This is a genomic window from Paracoccus zhejiangensis, from assembly GCF_002847445.1.
GTDB lineage: Bacteria > Pseudomonadota > Alphaproteobacteria > Rhodobacterales > Rhodobacteraceae > Paracoccus > Paracoccus zhejiangensis.
Genome location: NZ_CP025430.1, coordinates 3,219,690 through 3,242,911, shown reverse-complemented (window position 1 = coordinate 3,242,911; position 23,222 = coordinate 3,219,690). Strand labels below are relative to the sequence as shown.

Below are 23,222 nucleotides of genomic sequence, written 5' to 3'. Positions count from 1 at the left end.
TCCCGTACCGGTCTGTCCCGGGCAGGTTAGCCGCGATTGCGCCGGCGCGACACCATTTCCGCACCATCGCCTAACCGCCTGCAGTTGAGGCGTATTCGCAGCCGTTGCGCGCGCTGGCTTCACGCAGCTTTAACGCCGCGTTCACGCCACTGTCGCATCATCAGGGCATGGAAACCTTGTGACTGGTAAACGGATGACCGATTCATGGCTGTGCTGCATGTCAACTCCGACGCGCCGGTTTCGACCGGCCAGTTCCGCGATCCGGCGACGACGCTGGCCGCTGATGCGCCAGTCGTCGTCATGGTGCACGGCTATCGCTTCTCTCCCCATCATCCGGGTCACGACCCCCATCGCCACATCCTGGCACTGGACCCCGAAAGCACGGCTGGCCCGGTCCTCTCCTGGCCCCGCGCCCTCGGCTTCCAAGGGGGGCGCGCCGGCGAGGGTCTGGCCGTCGGATTTGGCTGGGAAGCACGCGGCACATTGCGCGGCGCCTATCGCCGGGCCGAGCAGGCTGGTCGATCTCTGGCACGGCTGATCGACCGGCTGGCCGAGGAGGCGAACAGACCGGTGGCCCTGATCGGCCATTCGCTTGGCGCGCGGGTGATGCTGCAGGCGCTGCAGCATGTCAGCCCTGGCGCGGCTGGCCGGCTGTTGCTGCTGGCCGCTGCCGAGTTCCGCTGTGCCGCCGCGGCGGCGCTGGACAGTCCGGCGGGCCAGCGGGCGGAGGTGCTGAACATCACCTCGCGCGAGAATGACCTGTTCGATTTCGGGCTGGAACTGTTCGTCTCGGGTCGCCGCCGGCAGGCGCTCGGCTTTGGGCTGGAAGATCCGCGCCCAAACTGGATCGACATCCAGATCGACGACCGGGACACGCTGGCGATGCTATCGGCGCTTGGCTTTCCGATGGATGGCCGCCCGCGCCGCCTGTCACACTGGACGCCATATCTGCGGGCGGGTGTCTTCGATTTCTACCGCACCGCGCTGTGCCAGCCTTGGGCCCTGCCGCTGAACCTCCTGCGCCGGCAATTGCCCGCGCAGGTCGAGCCGCGCTGGTCGCGGCTGCTGGCCCCGCCCGCCACGCTCGGCGGCTTGCGCGCCTGAGTGCGGATCAGCCTTCCTGCGGCGGGTTCGCCCGTGCATCGCGCCCCGCCGTCCCGGCAGCGGCACGATCGAACAGCTTGGCCCTGAGCAACCGTCCGCCGCGCCAGATCACCCGGTTCAGCTCGAGCCAGAAGCGATAGGGCAGCACGGTGAAATAGCGCCAGCGCGGCAGCTTGTAGATGCTCAGCCCCCGCTGCACCTGCGATTCCTCGTCGGAGATCTGGCTGGCGACCGGCGGCTCGATGAAACTGGCTTTGAGCCCGGCGAAATATTCCAGGTCATAGGCGATGTCCCAGGCCAGCCGCATCGGCACCAGCTTCTGGACGAACCAGCGCGCCGCCGACCGGTCGATGACATAGGCGCCCGAGCCCTTCTCGCGGGTCAACGCGATGGCAATGCTGTGACCATTGCCCAGATCGCGGACGGGGTATTTGCGCCCCTTGCTGACCGTGGTCAGACGCAGCAGGTTCCACCCCTGCCGCTGCGCCGCCGCACGGTCCAGCGTGTCGAGGAATTCGGGCTGGAACGAGGCGTCATCCTCGAGGATCAGCGCCAGATCGGCATCGCTGTCCAGGAAGGCCCGGGTGCAGTCGATATGGCTCAGGTAGCAGCCGACCTCGGTCGGCGTCCGGCGGCGGCCATGCAGATAGCGATAGGACCATTCGCTGAATTCCGGGATCGGGAACTCGATGGCCTTGCCGTTCACGCCGGGGATGCGCTGGAAGCCGATGCCCACTTGCTCCAGCTTGGCACGCATTGCCGCCAGCCGGTCGACTGCCCCGTCCATGTTGATCAGGTAGACGGCCAGCTTCTGGCCGCTTTGGGGCAGCAGGATCACGCCCTCGGCCAGCTCAGTCCTTGCGTTCAATTCCGTACTCCTTGAACAGGCCGGCATTGCCCATCAGGAAGATGAACAGCAAAAGCGGCAGGCCGAAGGTCTTGAAATAAACCCAGCTGGTCTCGGACATGGTGCGCCAGACCACCTCGTTGGCAATGGCGAGGCCCAGAAAGGCCAGCGCCATCCGCGCGGTCAGCTTGCGCCAGCCCTCGGGCCGCATCGGCAGCGCCTCGGACAGCACGGCTTCCAGCCAGTTCTTGCGCCGCCACAGCGCATAGCCAAGGATGCCGGCGAAGAGGAGATAGATGATCGTCGGCTTCATCTTGAAGAAGCGCGGATCGTTGAGCCACACCGACAGCCCGCCGAAGACGAGAACCAGAACCAGCGTCGCCACCTGCATCGGCGACAGTTTCCCGGTCAGCCGCCACAGCCCCAGCGTCGATAGGACGAGCGCCGGGATGAAGATCAGCGTGGCGACGATGAAGCCCGAATAATCCTGTCCGAAGAGGTGCACGGTCCTGTCCCGCAGCAGCAGGAAGGCCACGAAAAACACCACCAGCGGGCCATATTCCAGCGCCGCCTTCCATTTGCCCGTCTGCTTCGCGTCCATCACCTCTCGCCCCTCAAGCGGCATATTCCACGATCAGCGCCCCGGCGGCGATCATCGCCATCAGGCCCGCGCGTCGCGGCCCCACCTTTTCGCCCAGGATGACCCAGCCGACAAGGGCCGCGAACACCGTCGAGGTTTCACGAAGTACGGCGGCGCGGCCAACCTCGTCGATGCGGGTGGCCAGCATGATGGCGCCGAAGCTGCAAAAGGCCACCAGCGCGCCGACCAGCCCGCGCGCGGCAAGGCCCGGCAATTCCGCCACCGGCAGCAGGGCGATGCGCCGCCAGGTGATCAGAGGCATGAACAGCGCATCGAGCAGGAAGAACCAGAAGAGGAAGGTGAAGGGATCAGCGGCCTGACGGATGCCCCAGGCGTCATAGGTGGTATAGGCCGCGACCATGACGCCGGTGATCAGCGCCCAGCCAAGTGCCGGCAGCAGCGTCTCGCGCCCGACGGTCAGCTTGCGCCAATTGTAAAGTGCCAGGCCAAGGATGCCGCTGACCAGCAGAAGGACGCCCGACCATTGCGCCAGGTTGTAATGCTCGTGAAAGATCAGCCCGGCGGCAATGATGGTGATCAGCGGCGCGGTGCCACGCACCACCGGATAGACGACGGTATAAGCCCCCCGTTGGTAGGTCGAGGCCTGCGCCAGCTTGTAGAGGATATGGATCGCCATCGCGCCGCCGAGGATCGGCCACAAATGCGGCTCGGGGAAAGGCACGACGAACAGCACGACGGGCAGCGCGATCAGCCCGTAACAGGCATCGATCGCCGCCCGGCTGACCCAGGGGTCGTGCCGCCCCTTTTGCAGCGCACCGAAGACCGCGTGCAGGAAGGCCGCCCAGATCGCCATCATCGAGGCGATGCGCGCCCCTTCGGGCGTGCCGGAAATGCTGAGGATCCAGTCGGTCATGGCGCGGTGATGGCAGCAGCTTGCAGAAACTGCAAGTCAGCGCGGTGCCCGCGCGGGGATCAGTCCAGCCGCAACGCGGTCAGGATCGGGCCGGGCATCTGCGCCTTGGCACCGGACATGCGCTGGATCAGGATGGCGTGGCGGGTGTCGGGTGGGAAATCCTCGCCGCTTTCCGTCGCCGCGCCGATGGTCAGCCGCAAGGGCGCGCGACCGTTCCAGTTGGCCAGCCGGGCAATGTCTAGGACGACATTGGCATAGGTGATCGACCGGCCTCTGTTCTCGCCGCTGGTCACCTCGACCGTCCGTCGCGGGGCAAAACGCACCAGCAGCACCGCCACCACGCCGCCAAGATCTGACAGCGGCGTCAGCTCGACCACCTTGCGGCCATCGGCGTCGCGCTCGACCACGTTGACCAAGGCTGGCGAGGCGCGATGGGCATCGATCATGCCCATCAGGTCGGTCGGCTGCATCGACGGCGTGGTATCCTGGCCGCCGACGATCAGTTGCGGGGTGTAGACCGCCCGCTCGCCAACGCTGCGGGCATAGTTCTTTTGCCGGCGGGTGAATTCGGGGCTGGCGAACTTGTCGGTCCAGCCCAGGTAATCCCAGTAATCGACGTGATAGGACAGCGGCAGGATATCCGGGTCATCGGCCAGCTCGGCCAGCATGGCATCGGCGGGCGGGCAGGAGTTGCAGCCCTGCGAGGTGAACAACTCGACCACGACCGGCGCGCCGGGCATGTCCGACAGCCCGATCACCGGGGCCGACATCTCGCTGCCGGCGAAGCTGTTGAAGTCGCTGGCCTCGGGCGCCTCGATCACCGGCGCATCGGCATAGGGATCGGTCAACGGCCCTGAATCGGCGCCGAGGTCAGAGCCGGATTCAACGGCAAAACCGTCTGTACCCGGCATCTCGTCGTCGGTGGCGAACTCGGCCTCCATCCCCTGCGACGCTTCGATCCCGCCCATCGATCCGTCCTGCTGCGCCGCAAGCGGCAGCGCCGACAGCAGCAGCAACCCGGCAGTCAGGGTCGCCACGGCAAGGCCATGAAGGCGGAAGTTGGGTCGATCGGTCAGGGGCATCGGGACGATTCTTGCGGCTTTTCTCTCAGTCTGCATAGGCCCGGCTGGCGGCAAAGGCCAAATCACCCCTGTGTTAACTTGCCGTCCCTGCTGGCATAGTGCCCCTTGCGCAACATCGGCAATGTCAGTATACAATCGCATACCGAAGCCGGCCAAAGCCTTGCGCCTCGCCTGCGCTTCATGCACAGAGCAACTTGAATTCGACGCCACACCCATCCATTCGCAGACAGGGAGGCCCCCATGCCTATCGTTACCGGAACCGACACCGCCAAGACCCGCCGCACGCTGAAGGTCGGCGGCCAGGAGGTCGCCTATTACTCGATCCCCGCCGCCACCGAGGCCGGGCTGGGTGATTTCTCCAAGCTGCCCGCCGCGTTGAAGGTGGTGCTGGAAAACATGCTGCGTTTCGAGGATGGCGGCCGCACGGTCAGCACCGATGACATCAAGGCCTTTGCCGAATGGGCGGAAAAGGGCGGCCAGAACCCGCGCGAGATCGCCTATCGCCCGGCCCGCGTGCTGATGCAGGACTTCACCGGCGTTCCGGCCGTGGTCGACCTTGCCGCGATGCGCGACGGGATCAAGGCGCTTGGCGGTGACGCGCAGAAGATCAACCCGCTGAACCCGGTGGATCTGGTCATCGACCACTCGGTGATGATCGACGAGTTCGGCACCCCCCGCGCCTTCCAGTTCAACGTCGAGCGCGAATACGAGCGCAACCTGGAGCGTTACACCTTCCTGAAATGGGGTCAGAAGGCGTTCAACAACTTCCGCGTGGTGCCGCCCGGCACCGGCATCTGCCACCAGGTGAACCTGGAATACCTGGCGCAGACCGTCTGGACCGACAGCGACCAGACCGGCGCGACCGTCGCCTATCCCGACACGCTGGTCGGCACTGACAGCCACACCACCATGGTCAACGGCCTGGCCGTTCTGGGCTGGGGCGTCGGTGGGATCGAGGCCGAGGCGGCGATGCTGGGCCAACCGATCTCGATGCTGATCCCGGAAGTCGTCGGCTTCAAGATCACCGGCGCGCTGCGCGAGGGCGTGACCGCCACCGACCTCGTGCTGAAGGTCGTGCAGATGCTGCGCAAGCATGGCGTGGTCAGCAAGTTCGTCGAATTCTACGGCGAAGGCCTCGACAACATGCCGCTGGCCGACCGCGCGACCATCGCCAACATGGCGCCGGAATATGGCGCCACCTGCGGCTTCTTCCCGGTCGACAACGAGACCCTGCGCTACCTGCGCCAGACCGGCCGCGACGAGGATCGCATCGCGCTGGTCGAAGCCTATGCCAAGGAGAACGGCTTCTGGCGCGGCGCCGACTATGCGCCGGTTTACAGCTCGACGCTGGAACTGGATCAGGGCGATGTCGTCCCGGCCATCTCGGGTCCGAAGCGCCCTCAGGATCACGTGCCGCTGACCGCCTCGGCCTTCGAGTTCCAGAAATACATCTGCGACACCCGCAAGGTTCCGGCACCGGAATCCGTCGGCAAGGCCTGGGCACAGGATGGCGGCGCACCCGCGCCGACCGATCTGCCCGGCCATCACGAGGGCTACAAGTCCGGTTCCGTCGAGGGCGAGGATTACCAGCTGCATGACGGCTCGGTCGTGATCGCCTCGATCACCAGCTGCACCAACACCTCGAACCCCTATGTGCTGATGGCCGCCGGTCTCGTGGCCCGCAAGGCCCGCGCCCTTGGCCTGACCCGCCGCCCCTGGGTGAAAACCTCGCTGGCCCCTGGCTCGCAGGTGGTCGAGGAATACCTGAAGGCCGCGAACCTGCAGGAGGATCTGGACGCGCTCGGCTTCAACCTCGTCGGGTTCGGCTGCACCACCTGCATCGGCAATTCGGGTCCGCTGCAGCCCGAGATCTCGAAATCGATCAATGACAACGATCTGGTCGCGGTCTCGGTCCTCTCGGGCAACCGCAACTTCGAGGGCCGCATTTCGCCCGACGTGCGCGCCAACTACCTGGCCTCGCCGCCGCTGGTCGTCGCCTATGCCATCGCCGGCGACATGAACATCGACCTCTCGAGCGAACCGCTGGCCTTCGACAAGGACGGCAAGCCGGTCTACCTGAAGGACATCTGGCCGACCTCGAAAGAAGTCGCCGACCTGGTTGACAGCATCGTCACCCGCGAGATGTTCCAGTCGAAATATGCCGACGTGTTCAAGGGCGACGAGCGCTGGCAGGCGGTGGAAGTCACCGACAGCGAGACCTATGACTGGCCGGCAGCCTCGACCTATATCCAGAACCCGCCCTATTTCCAGGGCATGTCGAAGGAACCGGGCACGATCAGCAACGTCACCGGCGCGCGCATCCTCGCGCTTCTGGGCGACATGATCACCACCGACCACATCAGCCCTGCCGGCTCGTTCAAGGCCGACAGCCCGGCCGGCAAATACCTGACCGAGCGTCAGGTGGCCCCGCGCGAATTCAACTCCTACGGGTCGCGTCGCGGCAACCACGAGGTGATGATGCGCGGCACCTTCGCCAATATCCGCATCAAGAACGAGATGCTGGATGGGGTCGAGGGCGGCTATTCCAAGGGTCCGGACGGGCAGCAGGCCGCGATCTATGACGCCGCCATGGCCTACGAGGACCAAGGCACGCCGCTGGTCGTCATCGGCGGGGTGGAATATGGCGCGGGCTCCAGCCGTGACTGGGCGGCCAAGGGCACCAACCTCCTGGGCGTCAAGGCGGTCATCGCCGAAAGCTTCGAGCGTATCCACCGCTCGAACCTGGTCGGCATGGGCGTCATCCCCTTCGAGTTCACCGAGGGCGACAACCGCAAGACGCTGAAGCTGACCGGCGACGAGGTGATCTCGATCGACGGGCTGGAAGGCGACTTCAAACCGCTGTCGCTGGTCGATGCCACGATCAAGTATGCCGATGGCAGCGAGAAGGTCATCAAGCTCAAGGCCCGCGTCGATACTGAGGTCGAGATCGAATACCTGAAGAACGGCGGCGTGCTGCACTACGTGCTGCGGAACTTGGCTGCGGCCTGATTGCAGGCCTTCGAGAAAGAAGACCCCCGGCTCGCGCCGGGGGTTTTTGTTTGGGCGTGGTCAGCGCGATCTGACGGGTCGGCAATCGGGACGAAGCCGCCGTTCAAGATGGTCAATCAAACGTCTGCCTGCACAGCCAGCGCGTGAAAACGGTCAGACATCGCATCGAGTGACTAGTTGTCAGCATTTGTTGCATGGGAATTTTGCAAGATTCCCAGTACCCGCATGCAGGGTATGGTTTCGGTCGGCGTCACTGGTTAAAGAACACCACATCGTTGACTAGCCTTCGGCGGTACAGGCGCGGAGCAACTATCTCTCAAAGTAAATGCCAGTTTAACAACACAAGGAAGGGCTGCTGTGATCTGTCCTATTTCAAGATAATGTCAGAGAAATTTAAACCTGTGCGGGTATTCTATTCTTGGCAGAGCGATCTACCGTCAAAGTCAACTCGCTATGCCATCAAAACGTCTTTAGAAAGCGTAAAGAAAAACAGCAGCATCCCCGTCGTTATTGATGAAGCAACGCGTGATGAGACTGGCAGCCCTAACATTCCGCAAACTATTCTGGAGAAGATTGGGAAGGCTGATATTTTTGTAGCTGACGTTTCGACCATAAATAGACAAGATGCGAAATCTAGGAAATCCCCAAATCCAAATGTTGTTTTTGAGCTTGGATACGCAGTTCAGACACTTGGATGGTCGAGAATTGTCTTACTGTTCAACTCTGCGTACGGAACCTTTCCTGATGACCTACCGTTCGATTTTGACCGGCACAGGGCAAGCCCCTTTCAGCTTGCGGATCCAAAGGACCAACAAGGGAATAAGAAACTTCAAGAGCTGGTGGCCCTCGCGGTTGACGCGATTATTACTCAAGACCCAAAGCGTCCTTCCGAACTAGCAGGCCTTACGGAAGAACAATTGCGCTACTCCCGTGATATTCGTTCGCTTGAATGGGTGCTTGAAGAAATGCACCTCCCAACAATTGATGACCATCTCGCGAGATTGCCGCACTCGTTCCCCTACCGAGGGCTGCACTTTTACGAAGGTGTGAACGGTATCGTATTTGGCAGCAGCCTATTTCATCTAAATGACAAAGAATTGGATTCCGCTTTTCGTGCGTTTGCTCAGGCATGGCGCCAGACTGTCTCTCACGATCATCTATACCATCTAAATCACGGAAGCACGCTAGCGATTTTCACCAACCCCGGAGATATGCCACTTTCCCCAGCGAAACAGGCCGAGTGGCAGGAAATTGCGTCTGCAAGGGATACGATGGCACAAAAGCTAGCGGACATCTTGAAGAGAGTTCGAGCCAAATACCCTAGTATCGATCTGCACGAAACAAGTAAAAGAGCTTGGCGAGACTATTTGATGCATCAACCAAGCAGATAAACGGCTTACACGCCTCTCGTCACCGACCGTCCTCTGTTATACCAGAGCGATTTTGAAGATTCTTGGTTCTCCCGCGAAAGCAGCCAATAGCTGCATTGCAAAAAATCAGCAAAGTGGGCTCAAAGTGGTCATTCCCCTACCATGACCATCTGACACCCAGCCGGCCAGAGGCCTTCCACCCCAGCCTTTCCCTAACCCTTTCCTAAGCCGCTATCCGCAAGCGGTGTACGGCCTGCGCACCTGCTGTGCCTCCCCGGTGCACGCGCTGTGCAGCGGGGAGTCCAGCATATGCTGGAGTTTCCCGACCCGTCCCGAAAACCGGCCTCCGACCATTGCGCAACGGCCCTGCCCCCCAACGCGATCGGTCGCGCCTTCGCCTACTTCGCCCCCTGCGACGCCTGCAACAAAAGCGTGTCATAGGCATATTCCGATATCTGCAACCACGGCAGCGTGTCATCGCGGAATTTCATCTGGTGGTCATAGAGCGTCTTGAACGAGGCACTTTTCGCCGAAGTCTCGGCATAGAAGGCATTGGCCGCGTCATAGCTCGCCTGCAGCACATCGCCCGGGAAGACCCGCAGCTGCGCCCCGCCCGCCACCAGCCGCCGCAGCGCCTCGGCATTCTGCGCGTCGTATTTCGCCAGTTGCAGCGCCCCGGCATAGCCCGCCGCCATGGTCAGGATGCTGCGATAACGCTCGGGCAGCTCGTTCCACTTCTCCAGCCCGATGAACAGGCTCAGCGTCGCCGCGCCCTCCCAGAAACCGGGGTAATAGTAATAGGGCGCGATCTTCGAGAGGCCCAGTTTCTCGTCGTCGTAGGGGCCGACGAATTCCGCCGCGTCGATGGTCCCGCGTTCCAGCGAGGGATAGACATCGCCCGCCGCGATCTGGCTGGGGACCAGCCCCAGCCGCTGCAGGATCATCCCCGACAGCCCGCCGATCCGCATCTTCAGCCCCTTCAGATCGGCCAGCGTGTTGATCTCCTTGCGGAACCAGCCGCCCATCTGCGCGCCGGTTCCGCCAAGCGGCAGGTGATGGATGTTGTAGCCCGCCAGGAACTCGTTGAAGAGGTCGTTCCCGCCTGCCTCGTTGAACCAGGCCTGCTGGAAGCGGGTGTTCGGGCCAAAGGGCAGGCTGGTGCCGAACGCAAAGGCCGGGTCGAGACCGATGTAGAAATACGATCCCGTCTGCCCCATCTCGACCGTGCCGCTTTGCACGCCTTCGACAATGGCCAAAGGCGGCACGATCTCGCCCGCCGCGAAAACCTGGATCTGGAAGTTCCCGTCAGAGGCTTCGAGCACCGCCTTGGCAAAGACCTCGGCCGCGCCATAGATCGTGTCGAGCGATTTCGGATAGCTGGATTGCAGCCGCCATTGCAGCACCGGATTGCTTTGGGCGATGGCCGGGCTGGCCAGCGCCGTCGCCGCGCCGCCCACGGCGCCAGTCGTCAGAAAGTCCCGTCGTTTCATGCTCTGTTCCTCCCCAAGAGATTCATCTCATAGCCCGGCTCGCGCCAGCAGCCAGTCGGCGCGCGCCCTGATCCCGATGCGCGGCAACAGCGCCACGTGATAGCCGAGCCTCGGATAGCCTTGCCGCAGCCGCCGATACTCATCCACAGCCGCCTGAAACCCGTGACGCCGTGCATGGTCGCGGACATGGATCGCGGGCCAGGGCGGGGTCAGAAAGACCCGCGCGTCATAGCGCAAGCGCCGCGCCAGTCGGGTCGCCTCGCCGCCCTGCCCGACCGATTGCAAAGCCAGCACCGCATCGACGATGCCGCGATCGAAGAAGACCGGGCCGCGCAGCCTCTGCGCGGCCCGATGATCCGCGACCGCCAGCCGCAAGGCTTCGCGGGCAAAGCCGGCCAGATCGATCCAGGGCAGGTTCGCCCCGTCGCCGGCCAGTTCGGCCTCGACCACCCGGCGGCCCGGCTCGTTGATGGTGGCATGTCCCCGCCGCGCCAGTTCGGCCAGCAGACTTGACTTGCCGCCGCCCGAACAGCCCGAGATCATCACCAGCCGCAATCCGCCTCAGCCCCCCAGCGCGATTCCCTCGCGTCGCGGATCGGCCCCGCCCTCCAGCCCCTCGGGCGTGATGGCAATGCCCTGCAGGCCCGAATTCAGCTCGGTCTCGTTCACCTCGAAGCCGAGATCGGTCAGCGCCTGCGACAGCTCGACCGCCGCGGTGCCGGCCTCGACATCCATGGTGCCGAAGCGATTCACCAGGTGCGGCAGGCCGACCGCCTGCTGCACATCCAGCCCCCAGTCCAGATGGCCGATGATCGCCTGCGCCACATAGCCGATGATGCGGCTGCCACCGGGCGAGCCGATGACCAGCACCGGCTTGCCGTCCTTCATCACGATGCTCGGTGCCATGGACGAACGCGGCCGCTTGCCCGGCTCGACCACATTGGCGATGGGATAGCCGGCCTCGTCATGGGTCTCGAAACTGAAATCGGTCAGCTCGTTGTTCAATAGGAACCCGCCCGCCATGACCCGCGATCCAAAGCCGTTCTCGATGGTGGTGGTCATCGACAGCGCATTGCCGTCCGCGTCGACAATCGAGATATGCGAGGTCGAGGGCAGTTCGAGGGCGGAATCCTGCCCCCAAAGCATCGCATGGCTCCAGCCCGGCGAACCGGCGCTGACCTCGGGCAGGCTGTCATCGCCTTTCAGCAAGCCGCCCCGCTCGGCCAGGTAGTCGGGTGCGATCAGCCCCTCGGTCGGCATCGGCACGAAATCGGCATCGGCCATGTAGCGGCCCCGGTCGGCAAAGGCCAAGCGCGAGGCATCGCCGATCAGCCGCCAACTTTCCGGGTTCTCATGCCCCAAAGCCGCCAGATCATAGCCGCCGAGCATCCCCAGTATCTGCCCCACGGTCAGCCCGCCCGACGAGGGCGGCCCCATGCCGCAAACCTCATGCGCGCGATACTCGACGCAGACCGGCTCGCGCTCGACCACGCGATAGCGGCCAAGGTCGTTCACGGTCATCAGCCCGGGATTGCTCGCATGGCCGCGCACGGCCGCGACGATCCGGTCGGCAAGCGCACCGCCATAGAAGCCATCCGCCCCCTCGCGCGCAAGCACGCGCAGGGTCTCGGCGTAATCGGGGTTCTTCAGCAGATCTCCCGCCGCGACGGCCGTGCCGCCGGGGAAGAAATACTCGGTCGTCACCGGATCGGATTGCAGCGCCTCGCCCTCGCCGGCGACCAGTTCCGCCAGTCGCGGCGAGACGGCAAAGCCCTCCTCCCCCAGACGGATGCCATCGGTGAAAAGGCTGGCCCAATTGGCCTTGCCCCAGCGCCGATGCGCCTCCTCGAGCAATGCCGGCGTGCCCGGCACCCCGACCGAGCGGCCACCGACAACGGCAGCCATGAATTCCAAGGGCTCGCCGTTCTCATCTTGGAACAGCGTCGGTGTCGCAGCTGCCGGCGCCATCTCGCGCGCGTCGAGCGTGGTCATCTCGCCGCTTGCCGCGTCATACCAGACCAGAAACGCGCCACCGCCAAGGCCTGAGCTTTGCGGTTCGACCAGCCCCAGAACGGTCTACACCGCAACCATGGCATCGGCGGCGCTGCCGCCGGCCTCCAGCACCTTCGCCCCGGCCTCGACTGCCAGCGGATGCGCCGCGGTCACCATCCAGTTCTGTGCCACCACCGGCTGACCGGCCTCCTTGGCCGCCATCGCCTCCTTGGCCGGCTGGCTGAGACCCGAGAACGCATCCACCGTCGCGACCTCGGTCGCCGCTTCCGGCGCCACCGCATCAGCTGCCTCCTGCGCGCCGGCCGTTCCGGCCAGCAGCAGTGCCATCACCAGAGAAAATCCGGTCTTCATCGCTTACCTCCCCCTTGACTGAACAGGGGCAGTCTGGCCGCCACAACCCGAAGTGGCAACCCGGCTTCTCTTTCGCTGAGATATCCGCGGGGGGCCGGCACAGCCGGCGGGGCGGCAGCCCCCTATTCGGCCGCCTGTGCCTTCTGAAGCTCGGGGAGGAAGCGGTTGGTGAAATCCTCACGCACCAGCGGCCCGGCAAAGCGGTAAAGCACCTTGCCCTCGCCATCCAGAATGAAGGTCTCGGGCGGCGCTGTCACGCCCCAGTCGATGGCACCGCGCCCGTTCGGGTCGGTGGCAATGGCGTGGAAAGGGTCGCCATGCTCGTTCAGAAAGCGCACCGCCTGCGGCTCGGGGTCCTTCAGATCGACGCCATAGACCGGAATGGTCTTTGACAATTCGGTCAGGGTCGGGTGCTCGGCCCGGCAGGGCGGGCACCAGCTGGCCCAGAAATTCACCAGCTTCACCCCCGGCTGGCGCAACATCTCGTCAGTCAGCTGGGTCTTGCCGGGCAGCGTGGTCACCGGCAGCGCCGGCGCCTCGCGGCCCACGAAGCTCGAAGGCAGCTGCTCGGGATTCTCGCGGCCCATGCCCCAGAGAAACATGCCCGCCAGCGCCGCGAAGATCACCGGCGGCGCAATCATCAGGGGCGAGATCTTAGCCATTCTTTTCCTGCGCCTCCAATGCGCGGCGGGCGCGGGCATTGGCAGCCAAGGTCTGCCAGATCACGCCCACCAGCAGCGCCAGAGACACGCCATAGGCCGCCAGAACCGTGCCCGCATATTTTCCCAATTCGATCATGCCCGCGCCTCCCGCGCCTGCAGGGCCGCCAGACGGCGGCGGCGAATCTCGGTGCGCGTGCGGATCAGCAAAAGCGCCACGAAGAGAAGGAAGAAGCCCAGCATCGAGAGATAAAGCGGATAGCGATAGACCGCGCTCATCCTTTCGCCCTCGGCGACCGACAGCGAGGCCCCCTGATGCAGCCCCTGGTTCCAGAACAGCACCGCATAGCGCGACAGAAGCGCGAAGACCGAACCGACAAGGCACAGCCAGCCGGTCAGGTCGGCGGCGCTGTCGGGATCCTCGACCGCCGACCAGAGCGCAATATAGCCCACATAGAAGAGAAAGAGGATCAGGAAGCTGGTCAGGCGCGGGTCCCATTCCCACCATGTCCCCCACATCGGCTGGCCCCAGATCGCCCCGGTGGCCAGCGCGATCAGCGTCATCACCGCACCGACCGGCGCGGCGGCCTTGGCAGCGAGCGCCGAGACATGGTGGCGGCGGATCAGCCAGATCAGGCTGGCGACCAGCATCATCACCCAGATATTGATCGCCATCATCGCCGCCGGGACATGGATGAAGACGATCTTCACCGTCGATCCCTGCTTGTAATCCTCGGGCGTCAGGAACCCCCAGACCAGCCCACTGACGGTGCAGAGGGCCGCACCCGCCACAGCCCAGGGCAGGATCGCGCCCGAGGTGCGCATGAACTTGACGGGGTTGGCATATTCCCAGATCGACATGTCTTTTCCCTAGCGGCGGCTGGGGCGCGGCTCAAGCCCGCTCACCGCAGATTGACCCGCAGCGCGGCCGCTGCAGCGAATGGCATGAGCGCCAGCACCGCCGCCGTGATCCCGGCCAGAAAGGCCAGCGGCGTGACCGTACTGCCACCCTCGGCACCCCGGCGGATCACCTCGGCCCCGAAGATAAGCGTGGGGATGTAGAGCGGCAGAACCAAGAGCGACAAAAGTAGCCCGCCACGGCGCAGCCCCACGGTGATCGCCGCGCCGAAGGCCCCCAGCATCGACAGCGCTGGCGTGCCGATCAGCATCGACAGGATCAGCCAGGGCGCCGCGGCGGCGGGCAGGTGCAAAAGCAACCCGAACAGCGGCGCGGCGACGACCAGCGGCAGGCCGGTGGTCAGCCAATGCGCGGCGGCCTTCAGGACGACGACGCCCTCCAGCGGGATGGGCGAGGTCGCCAGCAGGTCGAGGCTGCCATCCTCGTGATCGAGCGCGAAGATCCGGTCGAGCGACAGAAGGCAGGCCAGCAGCGCGCCGACCCAGAGGATCCCCGGCGCGATCAGCGCCAGCGTGCCGCCCTGCGGCCCGACGCCGAAGGGGACCAGCGTGCAGAGGATCAGGAAGAAGGCGAGGCCCAAGCCGAAGCCGCCGCCCGCACGGGTGGCGAGGGTCAAATCACGCATCAGCAGCGCGATCACGCGAAGGCCTCGTTGAAGCCGGCTGGCGTCTCGGCCTTGCCGGGCTTGGCACGATAGGGCGTCAGGTCCAGCACCCGCGCCTCATCCAGCGCCAGATCGATATGGGTGGCCATCAGCGCCGCCCCGCCGCCCGCCAGATGCGCCCGAACCACGGCGGCGAAAAGGCCGACCGAATCGGCGTCGAGCGAGACAGTTGGCTCGTCCAGCACCCAGAGCGGCCGGCCCGTGACCAACAGCCGGGCGAGACCAAGCCGGCGCTTCTGCCCGGCCGACAGGCTCGCCGCCGGGCGATCGACCAGCCCGCCAAGGTTCATCGCCGCGATGGCCGCATTGATGTCAGCCCGACCAAAGACCCGCGCCCAGAAGCGCAGGTTCTCGGTCACGCTCAGCGCCGATTTCAGCCCGTCGGCATGGGCGGCATAGGCGACGCTGTCATCCGCCATCACCACCTCGCCCGCGACCGGCGGCTGCAATCCCGCAACCGTGCGCAGCAGCGTGGTCTTGCCGACGCCGTTCGGGCCGCGCAGGATCAGCGCCTCGCCCTTGTCCAGAGTGAAGGAAACGCCCTCGACGGCCCGCATCCCGCCGCGCGCGACGGCGAGATCGCGCACCGCGACGAGGCTCATACCGGCAGCAGCGCGCAGGCGACCCGGCGGCCCTCGGACAGCGTGACATTATAGGTGCGGGCGGCGGTGGGCGAGGCCATCGCCTCGACCATCACGCCGAGGGATTCAAGTTCCGCCACCAGATCGGACGGCGGCCGCGCGATCTCGGCGCCCATGCCGATGAACAGCACGTCCACCTGACCGGCGAGGGCCAGCAGCGCCGCGCGATCCTCGAGACCGCCCCAGCCTTGCGCCCCGCCCTGCCGGACGAGAACCGGGCCGTGATGGATCTTATCGGCCACCCGGAAAAAGCCGGGGCCGTAGCCGTCAACCGGCACGGCCCCGGCGAAATCGGTGGGCTCGATCGCCATCAGGGTTGCTCGGCCCCCTTGAAGGGCGAGGAAGGGTCATCCTTCGGGTCCTTCTTGGACCAGTCGCGCTTGACCCCGATCCACAGCACGATGTTCTTGGCCACGTAGATCGTCGAATAGCAGCCGACGAAGACGCCCCAGAGCATGGCGAAGACAAAGCCGCGGATCACGTCGCCGCCAAGGATCAACAGCGCGGTCAGCGCGATGGCGGTGGTGACGGCGGTCATGATGGTGCGCGACAGCGTTTCGTTCACCGTCAGGTTCATCACGTCGATCAGCGGCATGGATTTGAACTTGATCAGGTTCTCGCGCAATCGGTCGAAGACCACGACGGTATCGTTGACCGAATAGCCGAGGATCGTCAGCAGCGCGGCGATGGTGCTGAGGTCGAACTTGAACTGGAACAGCGCGAAAACGCCGACCGTCAGCAGCACGTCATGGACCAGCGCCACCACGGCACCGATGGCGAACTGCCATTCGAAGCGGATCCAGATATAGAAGAGGATGCCGATGGTCGCCGCGCCCACCGCCTGCACGGCGGTCCAGATCAGCTCGGCCGAGACCTTGGGACCGATCGATTCGACCGCCGGGAAGGTCACCTGCGGGTCGACGGCGCGCAACGCGTCCTCGATCCGGGTCAACTCCTCGGGGGTTACAGAGCCGGTCTCGTTGGTGGCACCGATGCGGATCATCGCCACATGCTTGTCGGCGCCGAAGGTCGGGTCGAAGACCTCCGTGATCGAGACATCGCCCAGGTCCAGCCCGTCCAGCACCTCGCGATACTCGCCGACCTCGAAGGCGGTCGGGCTTTCGGTGCGGATGGTGGTGCCGCCCTTGAAGTCGACGCCGAAGTTCAGCCCCATCACCAGGACCAGCACCAGCGACGCCGCCATGGCCAGCGCCGAGATGCCGAAGGTCAGCCACTGCCAGCGGAAGAAGTTGTAGTTGGTGTTGTCGGGAACAAGCTTGAGCCGGAATGCCATGATCTTATCCCCTTACAGAACCAGTTCTTTCGGCTTGCGCAGATCGATCCACAGGATGATCAGCAGCCGGGTCAGATAGATGGCCGTAAAGACCGAGGTGACGATGCCGATGGTCAGCGTCACGGCGAAGCCCTTGACCGGGCCGGAACCGAGGAAGAACATCACCAGCGCGGCGATGAAGGTGGTGACGTTGGCGTCGATGATGGCCGACATCGCCTCCTTGAAGCCGTTGTCGATGGCGCGCACCACCCGCTTGCCCGCCCGCAATTCCTCGCGGATGCGTTCATAGATGATGACGTTCGCATCGACGGCGGTACCCACGGTCAGCACGATCCCGGCAATGCCCGGCAGGGTCAGCGTCGCCCCCATGATCGACATGACCGCAAGGATCAGGATCACGTTCACCACCACGGCGATCGAGGCGAAGACCCCGAAGAGGCCATAGCTGGCAACGATATAGCAGATGACCGCGATGGTGGCGACGACCGAGGCCAGACGCCCGGCATCGATGCTGTCCTGCCCCAGTTCCGGGCCGATGGTCCGTTCCTCGAGGAAGGTCAGCTCCGCCGGCAGCGCACCGGCGCGCAGCAGAACCGCCAGGCGGTTGGCGCTTTCGAAATCCATCGAGCCCGAGATCTGGCCCGAGCCGGCGGTGATCGCCTGCCGGATCACCGGGGCCGAGATCACCTCGTTGTCCAGCACGATGGCGAAGGGCTGGCCGATATTGGCGGTGGTGTATTCGCCGAACTTCCGCGCGCCCGAGGGGTTAAAGCGGAAATCGACCGAGGGCTGGCCGTTCTGGTCGGTCGAGGGCACCGCATTGGTCAGCTCCTCGCCGGTCACGACCGGGGTTTCCTCGAGCGTGTAGAACAGGCCCGGCTGTTCCTGCGAGGGCAGGATGACATTGCCGATGCCGGGATTGGCGTTCGGATTGGTGCCGGTGCCGATGACCGGGTTGAATGTCAGCTTGGCGGTGGTGCCGATCAGCGCCTTCAACTCGGCGGCCGAACCGATGCCCGGCACCTGGATCAGGATGCGGTCCTGGCCCTGGCGCATGATGGTCGGTTCACGGGTTCCGACCTCGTCCACCCGGCGGCGCACGATCTCGAGGCTCTGCTGGATGGTGCGATCGTCGGTCACGGCCTTTTCGGCATCCGACAGCTGCACCGTCAGCGTATTGCCGCTGGCCGTCACCGTCAGATCGTCCTGCCCGGCCCCGGTCAGCGTGGTGACCGGCACGGACAGGCTGCGCGCGGCCTCGACCGCGACCTGCATCTGGTCGGCATTCTCGATCTCGATGGCCAGCGTCCCATCGGGCGAGGACACCCGGCGAATCGAACCGATGGTGGCGCGCTTGTCGGACAGCGCCTGTCGCAGATCCGGCCACATGCCGTCCATCCGGGCCTTGTAGACCTGATCGACCTGGACCTCGGCAAGAAGATGGGCCCCGCCCCGAAGGTCCAGCCCCAGATTGACCAGCGACGAGGGCAGCCAGTTCGGCCACAGCGCCATCGCCGCCTCTTGCTCGGCCGTGGCGGCACCGCCCGACCTTTCGACCGCTATGACGGCGTCGTTATGGGTCTCGACCCGTTTGTAGAAGAGGTTGGGCATGGCATAGGCCAGCCCGAGCACGCAAAGCCCGATAATCAGGATGCGCTTCCAGCGGTCGATCTGAAGCATCTGGGGGTGACCCCTTAGTTTGTCTGGTCTTAGCTATTGGCGGCGACGGGCGCCGTCGGGTTCAGCACCTGGGTGATCGAGGCGCGGACGACCCGCACTTTCACGCCGGTAGCCACCTCGACCTCGACCTCGTCGTCGCGGACGGTAGAGACTTTGCCGATGATCCCGCCTTGGGTGATGACCTGATCGCCCTTTTTCAGCGCGGCGACCATTTCCCGGTGCAGCTTGGCGCGCTTTTGCTGCGGGCGGATCATCAGGAAATACATGATCGCGAAGATCAGGATCAGCGGGATGAACTGCGCGAAAGCTCCGGCGGCGCCGGCCGATCCGGCGGCCTGGGCATAGGCGGGGGTCACGAACATCGGTTATCCTTCATGTCAGCGGGGCCGCAGAAGCTGCGACCGGGCGGGAATTGGCGCGCACCCTATCCGCGGTGGCGGGGCTTGGCAAGAAATCGCGGGTTGTCCGACGCACACGGAAACGTGGGTTGGTCAGGGATCTGTGCAGCGGTGAGGGGCGAACCTAGCCCGCCGCCGTCTTCAGCGGCTGGCCGCGCTCGACCAGGCGGGCGAAGAAGCTGGCACCGACCGGGGCGATCTCGTCGTTGAAATCATAGCCCGGATTGTGCACGCCCGGCCCCTCGCCCTGACCGATGAACAGATAGCAGCCGGGCCGCTTCTCCAGCATATAGCTGAAATCCTCGGCCCCCATCTCGCGCCCCGACTCGGCGATGACGCGGTTCGCGCCCGACACCTCGCGCGCCACCGCAACGGCGAAATCGGTTTCACGCGGGTCGTTCACCGTCGCCGGATAGCCGCGCTGATAGTCAAGCTCGGCCGTCACATCATAGGCGGCGGCCTGCCCGGCGCAGATCTCGGCCATGCGGCGCTCGACCATTTCGCGGACATGGGGTTCGAAGGTGCGGACGGTGCCGCAGATCCAGGCAGTCTCGGGCACGATATTGTCGGCGCTGCCGGTATGGATCTGGGTGACCGAAACCACCAGCTCGTCCAGCGCGTAGTGGTTGCGACTGACGATGGTCTGGATGGCGTTGACGATGCCCACGGCGGCCACCACCGGATCGGCGGTCAGATGGGGCATGGCGCCATGGCCGCCCCGGCCGCGGATATGAACCTCGAACCGGTCGACCGCAGCCATGATCGGTCCCGGCGTGGTCTGGAAACTGCCCTCGTCCTGACCCGGATTGTTGTGCAGTGCGAAGACGCGGGAAATGCCGAACCGCTCCATCATGCCGTCGCGGACCATGGCGTCGCCGCCACCGCCATCCTCTTCCGCCGGCTGGAAGATCAGCGCCACGCGCCCGGCAAAGTTCCGCGTCTCGGCGAGGTAGCGGGCGGCGCCCAGCAGCATGGTTGTATGCCCGTCATGACCGCAGGCGTGCATCCGCCCCGGCACGGTCGAGGCCCAGTCCGCCCCGGTCTCCTCGGCCATCGGCAGGGCGTCCATATCGGCCCGAAGCCCGATGGTCGGGCCGTCAGCCTGCCCGTTGATGATCGCCACCACCCCGGTCTGGCCGATCCCTTCATGCAGCTCGTCCACGCCGAATTCACGCAGCCGTTCGGCCACGAAAGCGGCGGTTTCATGGCAGTCGAAGCCCAGTTCCGGATGCTGGTGCAGGTGGCGCCGCCATTCGGTCATGTCGGGGCCGAATTCGGCGATGCGGTTCAGGACGGGCATGTAGACTCGGCTTTCGGGCTGTGGCAGTGGACGGACATTGGCGCAGGAAAGCCGGGAGAATGCAATGCGAGACACTGCGGAAGCGCGGGCCCAGATCGACCGGCTGATCGGCATCATGGCCGATCTGCGCGACCCGACCAGCGGCTGTCCCTGGGACATCGAACAGGACTTCGCCAGCATCGCGCCCTATACCATTGAAGAGGCGCATGAAGTCGCCGATGCCATCGACCGCGAGGCCTGGGACGAGTTTCCGGGCGAGCTGGGCGATCTTCTGCTGCAGGTGGTGTTCCATGCGCAGATGGCCGCCGAGAAGGGCATGTTCGACTTTGCCGATGTCGCCCGCCAGATCAGCGACAAGCTGGTTGCCCGGCATCCGCATGTCTATGGCGACGAATCCCGCGACAAGTCGGCCGAGCAGCAGGTGAAGGACTGGGAAGCGATCAAGGCCGCCGAGCGCGCCGGCAAGGCGGAAAAGGGCGTGCTCGACGGTGTGGCGCTTGGCCTGCCGGCGCTCACCCGCGCGATCAAGCTGCAGAACCGCGCCGCCCGCGTCGGCTTTGACTGGCCCGGCCCTGCGGATGTGCTGGCCAAGCTCAACGAGGAAACCGCCGAACTGGTTGAGGCCCGCGACACGCTGGACCACGCGGCGCTGACCGAGGAATTCGGCGACCTGATGTTCGTGATGGCAAACCTTGCCAGGCACCTGAAGATCGACCCGGAACAGGCGTTGCGCGGGGCCAATGCGAAATTCACCCGCCGCTTCCGCTCGATCGAGACCGCGCTGGCCGCCGATGGTCGCCGCCCCGAGGACAGCGACCTGGCCGAAATGGATGCGCTGTGGGATGCCGCCAAGGCGGCCGAGCGCGCCGAGGGCTAAGGGTCAGACCCCGGCCTTCACGCTTTCTTCCAGGTAGATCTCGCGCAGGCGGCGCGCGACCGGGCCGACCGTGCCATCACCGATGGCGGCGCCGTCGATCGAGACCACCGGCATGACGAAGGCCGAGGCCGAGGTGATGAAAGCTTCGTCGGCCTCCTGCGCCTCGGCCACGGTAAAGCTGCGCTCCTCGACCTTCATCTGCGCCTCGCGGGCAAAGCGCAGCACGGCAGCGCGGGTGATGCCGTGCAGGATGTCGCTGGACAGTTCGCGGGTTATAATCGTTCCGCCCTTGACGATATAGGCGTTGTTCGAGGTGCCCTCGGTGACCTTGCCCTCTTCGACAAGCCAGGCGTCATCGGCGCCCTTCGACTTGGCCTCCATCTTGGCGAGGCTGGGGAACAGAAGTTGCACCGTCTTGATGTCGCGCCGCGCCCAACGCAGATCCTCGGTGGTGATGACCTTCCAGCCGGTCTTTGCCGCCGGATTGTCAGCAAGGCCGGGCTTGTTTTGGGTAAACATGACCACGGTCGGCACCGTATCCTCGGGCGGGAAGGCGAAATCGCGGTCGCCCGGATTGCCGCGCGTCACCTGCAGATAGACCATGCCATCGGTCACGCCATTCTCGGCCACCAGCCGCCGATGCGCGGCGAGATAGTCGTCATCCGACAGCGGATTGCGCATCTGCAGCGCCTCGAGCGAGCGTTTCAACCGCGCCAGATGGCCGCCGAAATCGATCAGCTTGCCGCCCAGCACGCTGGTCACCTCATAGACGCCATCCGCCATGACGAAGCCACGGTCAAAGACCGAAACCTTGGCCTGATCCTCGGGCAGGTAGTCTCCGTTGACATAGACGGTGCGGGTCATGGCGTCCTCCGTTGCGTTCTGCCGGTTCTTGTTGCCTGACGCCGCAAAGGTCAAGCGCCGGGGCGCGACCTCAGCCCCAAAGTTCGGCCTTGGGCGGATGGACCCAGCTGCCGTCGTAATGCAGCCCGTGCGGGCGATCCTCGGCCAGCAGCAACGGGCCATCGAGATCGACATAGGTCGAATCCTGCGCCGCGAGGACGGCCGGCGCCATGGCAAGCGAGGACGAGATCATGCTGCCAATCATGGTCTTGATCCCCAGCTCATGCGCCGCATCGCGCAGCGCGAGGGCATGGGTCAGCCCGCCGGTCTTGTCGAGCTTGATGTTGATCATGTCATAGCGCCCCTGCAGCCGTGGCAGGGTGCCGAGATCGTGGCAACTTTCATCGGCGCAGATCGGGATCGGGTGCTTGATCTCGGCCAGCGCCCGGTCCTGGATCGAGGGCAGTGGCTGTTCGATCAGCACCACACCCTCGCGCGCCAGGCGCGGTGCCAGCCGGACATAGTCGTCAACCGTCCAGCTTTCCCCGGCATCGAGGATGATCTTCACATGCGGCGCGGCCTGGCGGACGATCGGGATGAGACGAATGTCATCGGCCGAGGCGGCGCGGAACTTCATCACCCGGTGATTGCGGAACTTGCGTGCATCCTCGGCCAGTTTGACCGGATCATCGATCGACAGGGTGACGACGGTTTCCAGCGGCCGGGGCTGGTTCAGCCCGGCCAGTTGCCAGACCCGGACGCCCTTCTGCTTGGCCTCGAGGTCCCACAGCGCGCAATCGACGGCATTGCGCGCAGGACCGGGGCGCAGCAGTGCGGGCAGGCTCTTGCGGTCGAAATCCAGCGGCAACTGGGTGATCTGGTTGACCACGCTGTCGGGCGATTCGCCGTAACGCGGGTTCGGCACGCATTCCCCGCGTCCGGTGCGTCCGCCCCGGGTTAGCGTTACCTCGATCGCATCGACATGGGTGCGCGTCAGCTTGCCCAGAGTGAACGCCCTGCCGAACGCATAGCGCCGCCGGTGAATGTTGATGATCAGCGGGGTCGTGACTGCCATTCAGGAACTTTCGCTATCCGCAACTCCGATCAATACCGGCTTGATGCAAGCGCAGCAATCCAATAACTACTGCGCGATCAGTTGCATTTGCA

The 23,222-nt window shown here is 64.9% G+C and carries 22 protein-coding genes and 1 pseudogene; 4 read left to right on the top strand and 19 right to left on the bottom strand.

Annotated elements, in window-relative coordinates:
- The first annotated feature begins 204 nt into the window (after positions 1–204).
- Positions 205–1,104, top strand: a complete 900-nt coding sequence (locus CX676_RS15680) for a DUF726 domain-containing protein (RefSeq protein ID WP_101753448.1) — start codon at positions 205–207, stop codon at positions 1,102–1,104.
- Positions 1,105–1,111: 7 nt separating this feature from the next.
- Here the strand turns inward: CX676_RS15680 and CX676_RS15675 are convergent, their stop codons facing one another.
- Genes CX676_RS15675 through CX676_RS15660 form a run of 4 tightly spaced genes read right to left on the bottom strand, consistent with a single transcriptional unit; the run spans position 1,112 to position 4,547 of the window.
- Positions 1,112–1,972, bottom strand: a complete 861-nt coding sequence (locus CX676_RS15675) for a glycosyltransferase family 25 protein (RefSeq protein WP_198590214.1) — start codon at positions 1,970–1,972, stop codon at positions 1,112–1,114.
- The gene (locus CX676_RS15670) at positions 1,956–2,552 is read right to left on the bottom strand and encodes an inner membrane-spanning protein YciB (protein ID WP_101754382.1); all 597 of its coding nucleotides are present in this window, start codon (positions 2,550–2,552) and stop codon (positions 1,956–1,958) included. The genes CX676_RS15675 and CX676_RS15670 overlap by 17 nt, the downstream gene beginning before the upstream one ends.
- Positions 2,553–2,565: 13 nt before the next feature.
- A complete protein-coding gene (locus CX676_RS15665) occupies positions 2,566–3,465 on the bottom strand; it encodes a DMT family transporter (RefSeq protein WP_101753446.1) in 900 nt (299 codons plus the stop codon).
- Positions 3,466–3,524: 59 nt separating this feature from the next.
- Entirely contained in the window at positions 3,525–4,547 is a 1,023-nt protein-coding gene (locus CX676_RS15660) for a DUF1223 domain-containing protein (protein ID WP_101753445.1), read from the bottom strand.
- A gap of 240 nt (positions 4,548–4,787) precedes the next feature.
- On the opposite strand from CX676_RS15660, the gene acnA reads away from it, so the two are divergent.
- Together acnA and CX676_RS22605 are read left to right on the top strand one after the other, a co-directional pair.
- Positions 4,788–7,556: an aconitate hydratase AcnA gene (acnA, locus tag CX676_RS15655; protein WP_101753444.1), complete on the top strand. Its 2,769-nt coding sequence runs from the start codon at positions 4,788–4,790 to the stop codon at positions 7,554–7,556.
- A gap of 380 nt (positions 7,557–7,936) precedes the next feature.
- Entirely contained in the window at positions 7,937–8,947 is a 1,011-nt protein-coding gene (locus CX676_RS22605) for a TIR domain-containing protein (protein WP_157935967.1), read from the top strand.
- Positions 8,948–9,324: 377 nt separating this feature from the next.
- Here CX676_RS22605 and CX676_RS15650 read toward each other — a convergent pair whose 3' ends face one another.
- From CX676_RS15650 to CX676_RS15590, 13 genes and pseudogenes are all read right to left on the bottom strand, one after another.
- Positions 9,325–10,416: a TRAP transporter substrate-binding protein gene (locus CX676_RS15650; RefSeq protein ID WP_101753443.1), complete on the bottom strand. Its 1,092-nt coding sequence runs from the start codon at positions 10,414–10,416 to the stop codon at positions 9,325–9,327.
- 27 nt (positions 10,417–10,443) lie between these two features.
- Positions 10,444–10,962 (bottom strand): AAA family ATPase, encoded by a 519-nt coding sequence (locus tag CX676_RS15645; RefSeq protein WP_269801965.1) that lies wholly within the window; start codon positions 10,960–10,962, stop codon positions 10,444–10,446.
- A 15-nt stretch (positions 10,963–10,977) separates the two neighbouring features.
- A pseudogene (ggt, locus tag CX676_RS15640) lies at positions 10,978–12,756 on the bottom strand (gamma-glutamyltransferase).
- Positions 12,757–12,902: 146 nt separating this feature from the next.
- Positions 12,903–13,442: a DsbE family thiol:disulfide interchange protein gene (locus tag CX676_RS15635; protein ID WP_232816482.1), complete on the bottom strand. Its 540-nt coding sequence runs from the start codon at positions 13,440–13,442 to the stop codon at positions 12,903–12,905.
- Positions 13,435–13,578 carry a heme exporter protein CcmD gene (ccmD, locus tag CX676_RS15630; RefSeq protein ID WP_101753442.1) on the bottom strand — a complete coding sequence of 48 codons (144 nt, stop codon included), beginning with the start codon at positions 13,576–13,578 and terminating at the stop codon, positions 13,435–13,437. The genes CX676_RS15635 and ccmD overlap by 8 nt, the downstream gene beginning before the upstream one ends.
- Complete coding sequence (locus CX676_RS15625) at positions 13,575–14,300, bottom strand: heme ABC transporter permease (RefSeq protein ID WP_101753441.1); 726 nt, start codon at positions 14,298–14,300, stop codon at positions 13,575–13,577. The genes ccmD and CX676_RS15625 overlap by 4 nt, the downstream gene beginning before the upstream one ends.
- A gap of 41 nt (positions 14,301–14,341) precedes the next feature.
- Positions 14,342–14,998 carry a heme exporter protein CcmB gene (gene ccmB, locus CX676_RS15620; protein ID WP_101753440.1) on the bottom strand — a complete coding sequence of 219 codons (657 nt, stop codon included), beginning with the start codon at positions 14,996–14,998 and terminating at the stop codon, positions 14,342–14,344.
- The gene (ccmA, locus tag CX676_RS15615) at positions 14,995–15,624 is read right to left on the bottom strand and encodes a heme ABC exporter ATP-binding protein CcmA (protein ID WP_101753439.1); all 630 of its coding nucleotides are present in this window, start codon (positions 15,622–15,624) and stop codon (positions 14,995–14,997) included. The genes ccmB and ccmA overlap by 4 nt, the downstream gene beginning before the upstream one ends.
- Positions 15,621–15,974, bottom strand: a complete 354-nt coding sequence (locus CX676_RS15610; protein ID WP_101753438.1) for an Mth938-like domain-containing protein — start codon at positions 15,972–15,974, stop codon at positions 15,621–15,623. The genes ccmA and CX676_RS15610 overlap by 4 nt, the downstream gene beginning before the upstream one ends.
- Positions 15,974–16,957: a protein translocase subunit SecF gene (gene secF, locus CX676_RS15605; RefSeq protein ID WP_101753437.1), complete on the bottom strand. Its 984-nt coding sequence runs from the start codon at positions 16,955–16,957 to the stop codon at positions 15,974–15,976. The genes CX676_RS15610 and secF overlap by 1 nt, the downstream gene beginning before the upstream one ends.
- 12 nt (positions 16,958–16,969) lie before the next feature.
- On the bottom strand, positions 16,970–18,637 hold the full coding sequence (gene secD / locus CX676_RS15600) for a protein translocase subunit SecD (protein ID WP_101753436.1): 1,668 nt from the start codon (positions 18,635–18,637) through the stop codon (positions 16,970–16,972).
- Positions 18,638–18,666: 29 nt separating this feature from the next.
- Complete coding sequence (yajC, locus tag CX676_RS15595) at positions 18,667–18,999, bottom strand: preprotein translocase subunit YajC (RefSeq protein WP_101753435.1); 333 nt, start codon at positions 18,997–18,999, stop codon at positions 18,667–18,669.
- A 160-nt stretch (positions 19,000–19,159) separates the two neighbouring features.
- Positions 19,160–20,335 carry a M20 aminoacylase family protein gene (locus CX676_RS15590; protein ID WP_101753434.1) on the bottom strand — a complete coding sequence of 392 codons (1,176 nt, stop codon included), beginning with the start codon at positions 20,333–20,335 and terminating at the stop codon, positions 19,160–19,162.
- A 64-nt stretch (positions 20,336–20,399) separates the two neighbouring features.
- Here CX676_RS15590 and mazG point away from each other — a divergent pair, with 64 nt between their 5' ends.
- Positions 20,400–21,212 (top strand): nucleoside triphosphate pyrophosphohydrolase, encoded by an 813-nt coding sequence (gene mazG / locus CX676_RS15585; RefSeq protein ID WP_101753433.1) that lies wholly within the window; start codon positions 20,400–20,402, stop codon positions 21,210–21,212.
- A 3-nt stretch (positions 21,213–21,215) separates the two neighbouring features.
- On the opposite strand, the gene CX676_RS15580 is transcribed toward mazG, so the two are convergent.
- Together CX676_RS15580 and dgcA are read right to left on the bottom strand one after the other, a co-directional pair.
- Positions 21,216–22,076: a D-amino-acid transaminase gene (locus tag CX676_RS15580; protein WP_101754379.1), complete on the bottom strand. Its 861-nt coding sequence runs from the start codon at positions 22,074–22,076 to the stop codon at positions 21,216–21,218.
- A gap of 70 nt (positions 22,077–22,146) precedes the next feature.
- A complete protein-coding gene (gene dgcA / locus CX676_RS15575; protein ID WP_101753432.1) occupies positions 22,147–23,130 on the bottom strand; it encodes an N-acetyl-D-Glu racemase DgcA in 984 nt (327 codons plus the stop codon).
- Positions 23,131–23,222: the final 92 nt, after the last annotated feature.

Coding starts and splice junctions, on each gene's coding strand:
- mazG (WP_101753433.1), top strand. CDS start 20,400: ATGCGAGACACTGCGGAAGCGCGGGCCCAGATCGACCGGCTGATCGGC.
- ccmD (WP_101753442.1), bottom strand. CDS start 13,578: ATGATCGAATTGGGAAAATATGCGGGCACGGTTCTGGCGGCCTATGGC.
- CX676_RS15590 (WP_101753434.1), bottom strand. CDS start 20,335: ATGCCCGTCCTGAACCGCATCGCCGAATTCGGCCCCGACATGACCGAA.
- CX676_RS15610 (WP_101753438.1), bottom strand. CDS start 15,974: ATGGCGATCGAGCCCACCGATTTCGCCGGGGCCGTGCCGGTTGACGGC.
- CX676_RS15625 (WP_101753441.1), bottom strand. CDS start 14,300: ATGTCGATCTGGGAATATGCCAACCCCGTCAAGTTCATGCGCACCTCG.
- secD (WP_101753436.1), bottom strand. CDS start 18,637: ATGCTTCAGATCGACCGCTGGAAGCGCATCCTGATTATCGGGCTTTGC.
- yajC (WP_101753435.1), bottom strand. CDS start 18,999: ATGTTCGTGACCCCCGCCTATGCCCAGGCCGCCGGATCGGCCGGCGCC.
- CX676_RS22605 (WP_157935967.1), top strand. CDS start 7,937: ATGTCAGAGAAATTTAAACCTGTGCGGGTATTCTATTCTTGGCAGAGC.
- CX676_RS15580 (WP_101754379.1), bottom strand. CDS start 22,076: ATGACCCGCACCGTCTATGTCAACGGAGACTACCTGCCCGAGGATCAG.
- CX676_RS15665 (WP_101753446.1), bottom strand. CDS start 3,465: ATGACCGACTGGATCCTCAGCATTTCCGGCACGCCCGAAGGGGCGCGC.
- CX676_RS15680 (WP_101753448.1), top strand. CDS start 205: ATGGCTGTGCTGCATGTCAACTCCGACGCGCCGGTTTCGACCGGCCAG.
- CX676_RS15635 (WP_232816482.1), bottom strand. CDS start 13,442: ATGGCTAAGATCTCGCCCCTGATGATTGCGCCGCCGGTGATCTTCGCG.
- secF (WP_101753437.1), bottom strand. CDS start 16,957: ATGGCATTCCGGCTCAAGCTTGTTCCCGACAACACCAACTACAACTTC.
- CX676_RS15670 (WP_101754382.1), bottom strand. CDS start 2,552: ATGGACGCGAAGCAGACGGGCAAATGGAAGGCGGCGCTGGAATATGGC.
- CX676_RS15650 (WP_101753443.1), bottom strand. CDS start 10,416: ATGAAACGACGGGACTTTCTGACGACTGGCGCCGTGGGCGGCGCGGCG.
- ccmA (WP_101753439.1), bottom strand. CDS start 15,624: ATGAGCCTCGTCGCGGTGCGCGATCTCGCCGTCGCGCGCGGCGGGATG.
- dgcA (WP_101753432.1), bottom strand. CDS start 23,130: ATGGCAGTCACGACCCCGCTGATCATCAACATTCACCGGCGGCGCTAT.
- acnA (WP_101753444.1), top strand. CDS start 4,788: ATGCCTATCGTTACCGGAACCGACACCGCCAAGACCCGCCGCACGCTG.
- CX676_RS15660 (WP_101753445.1), bottom strand. CDS start 4,547: ATGCCCCTGACCGATCGACCCAACTTCCGCCTTCATGGCCTTGCCGTG.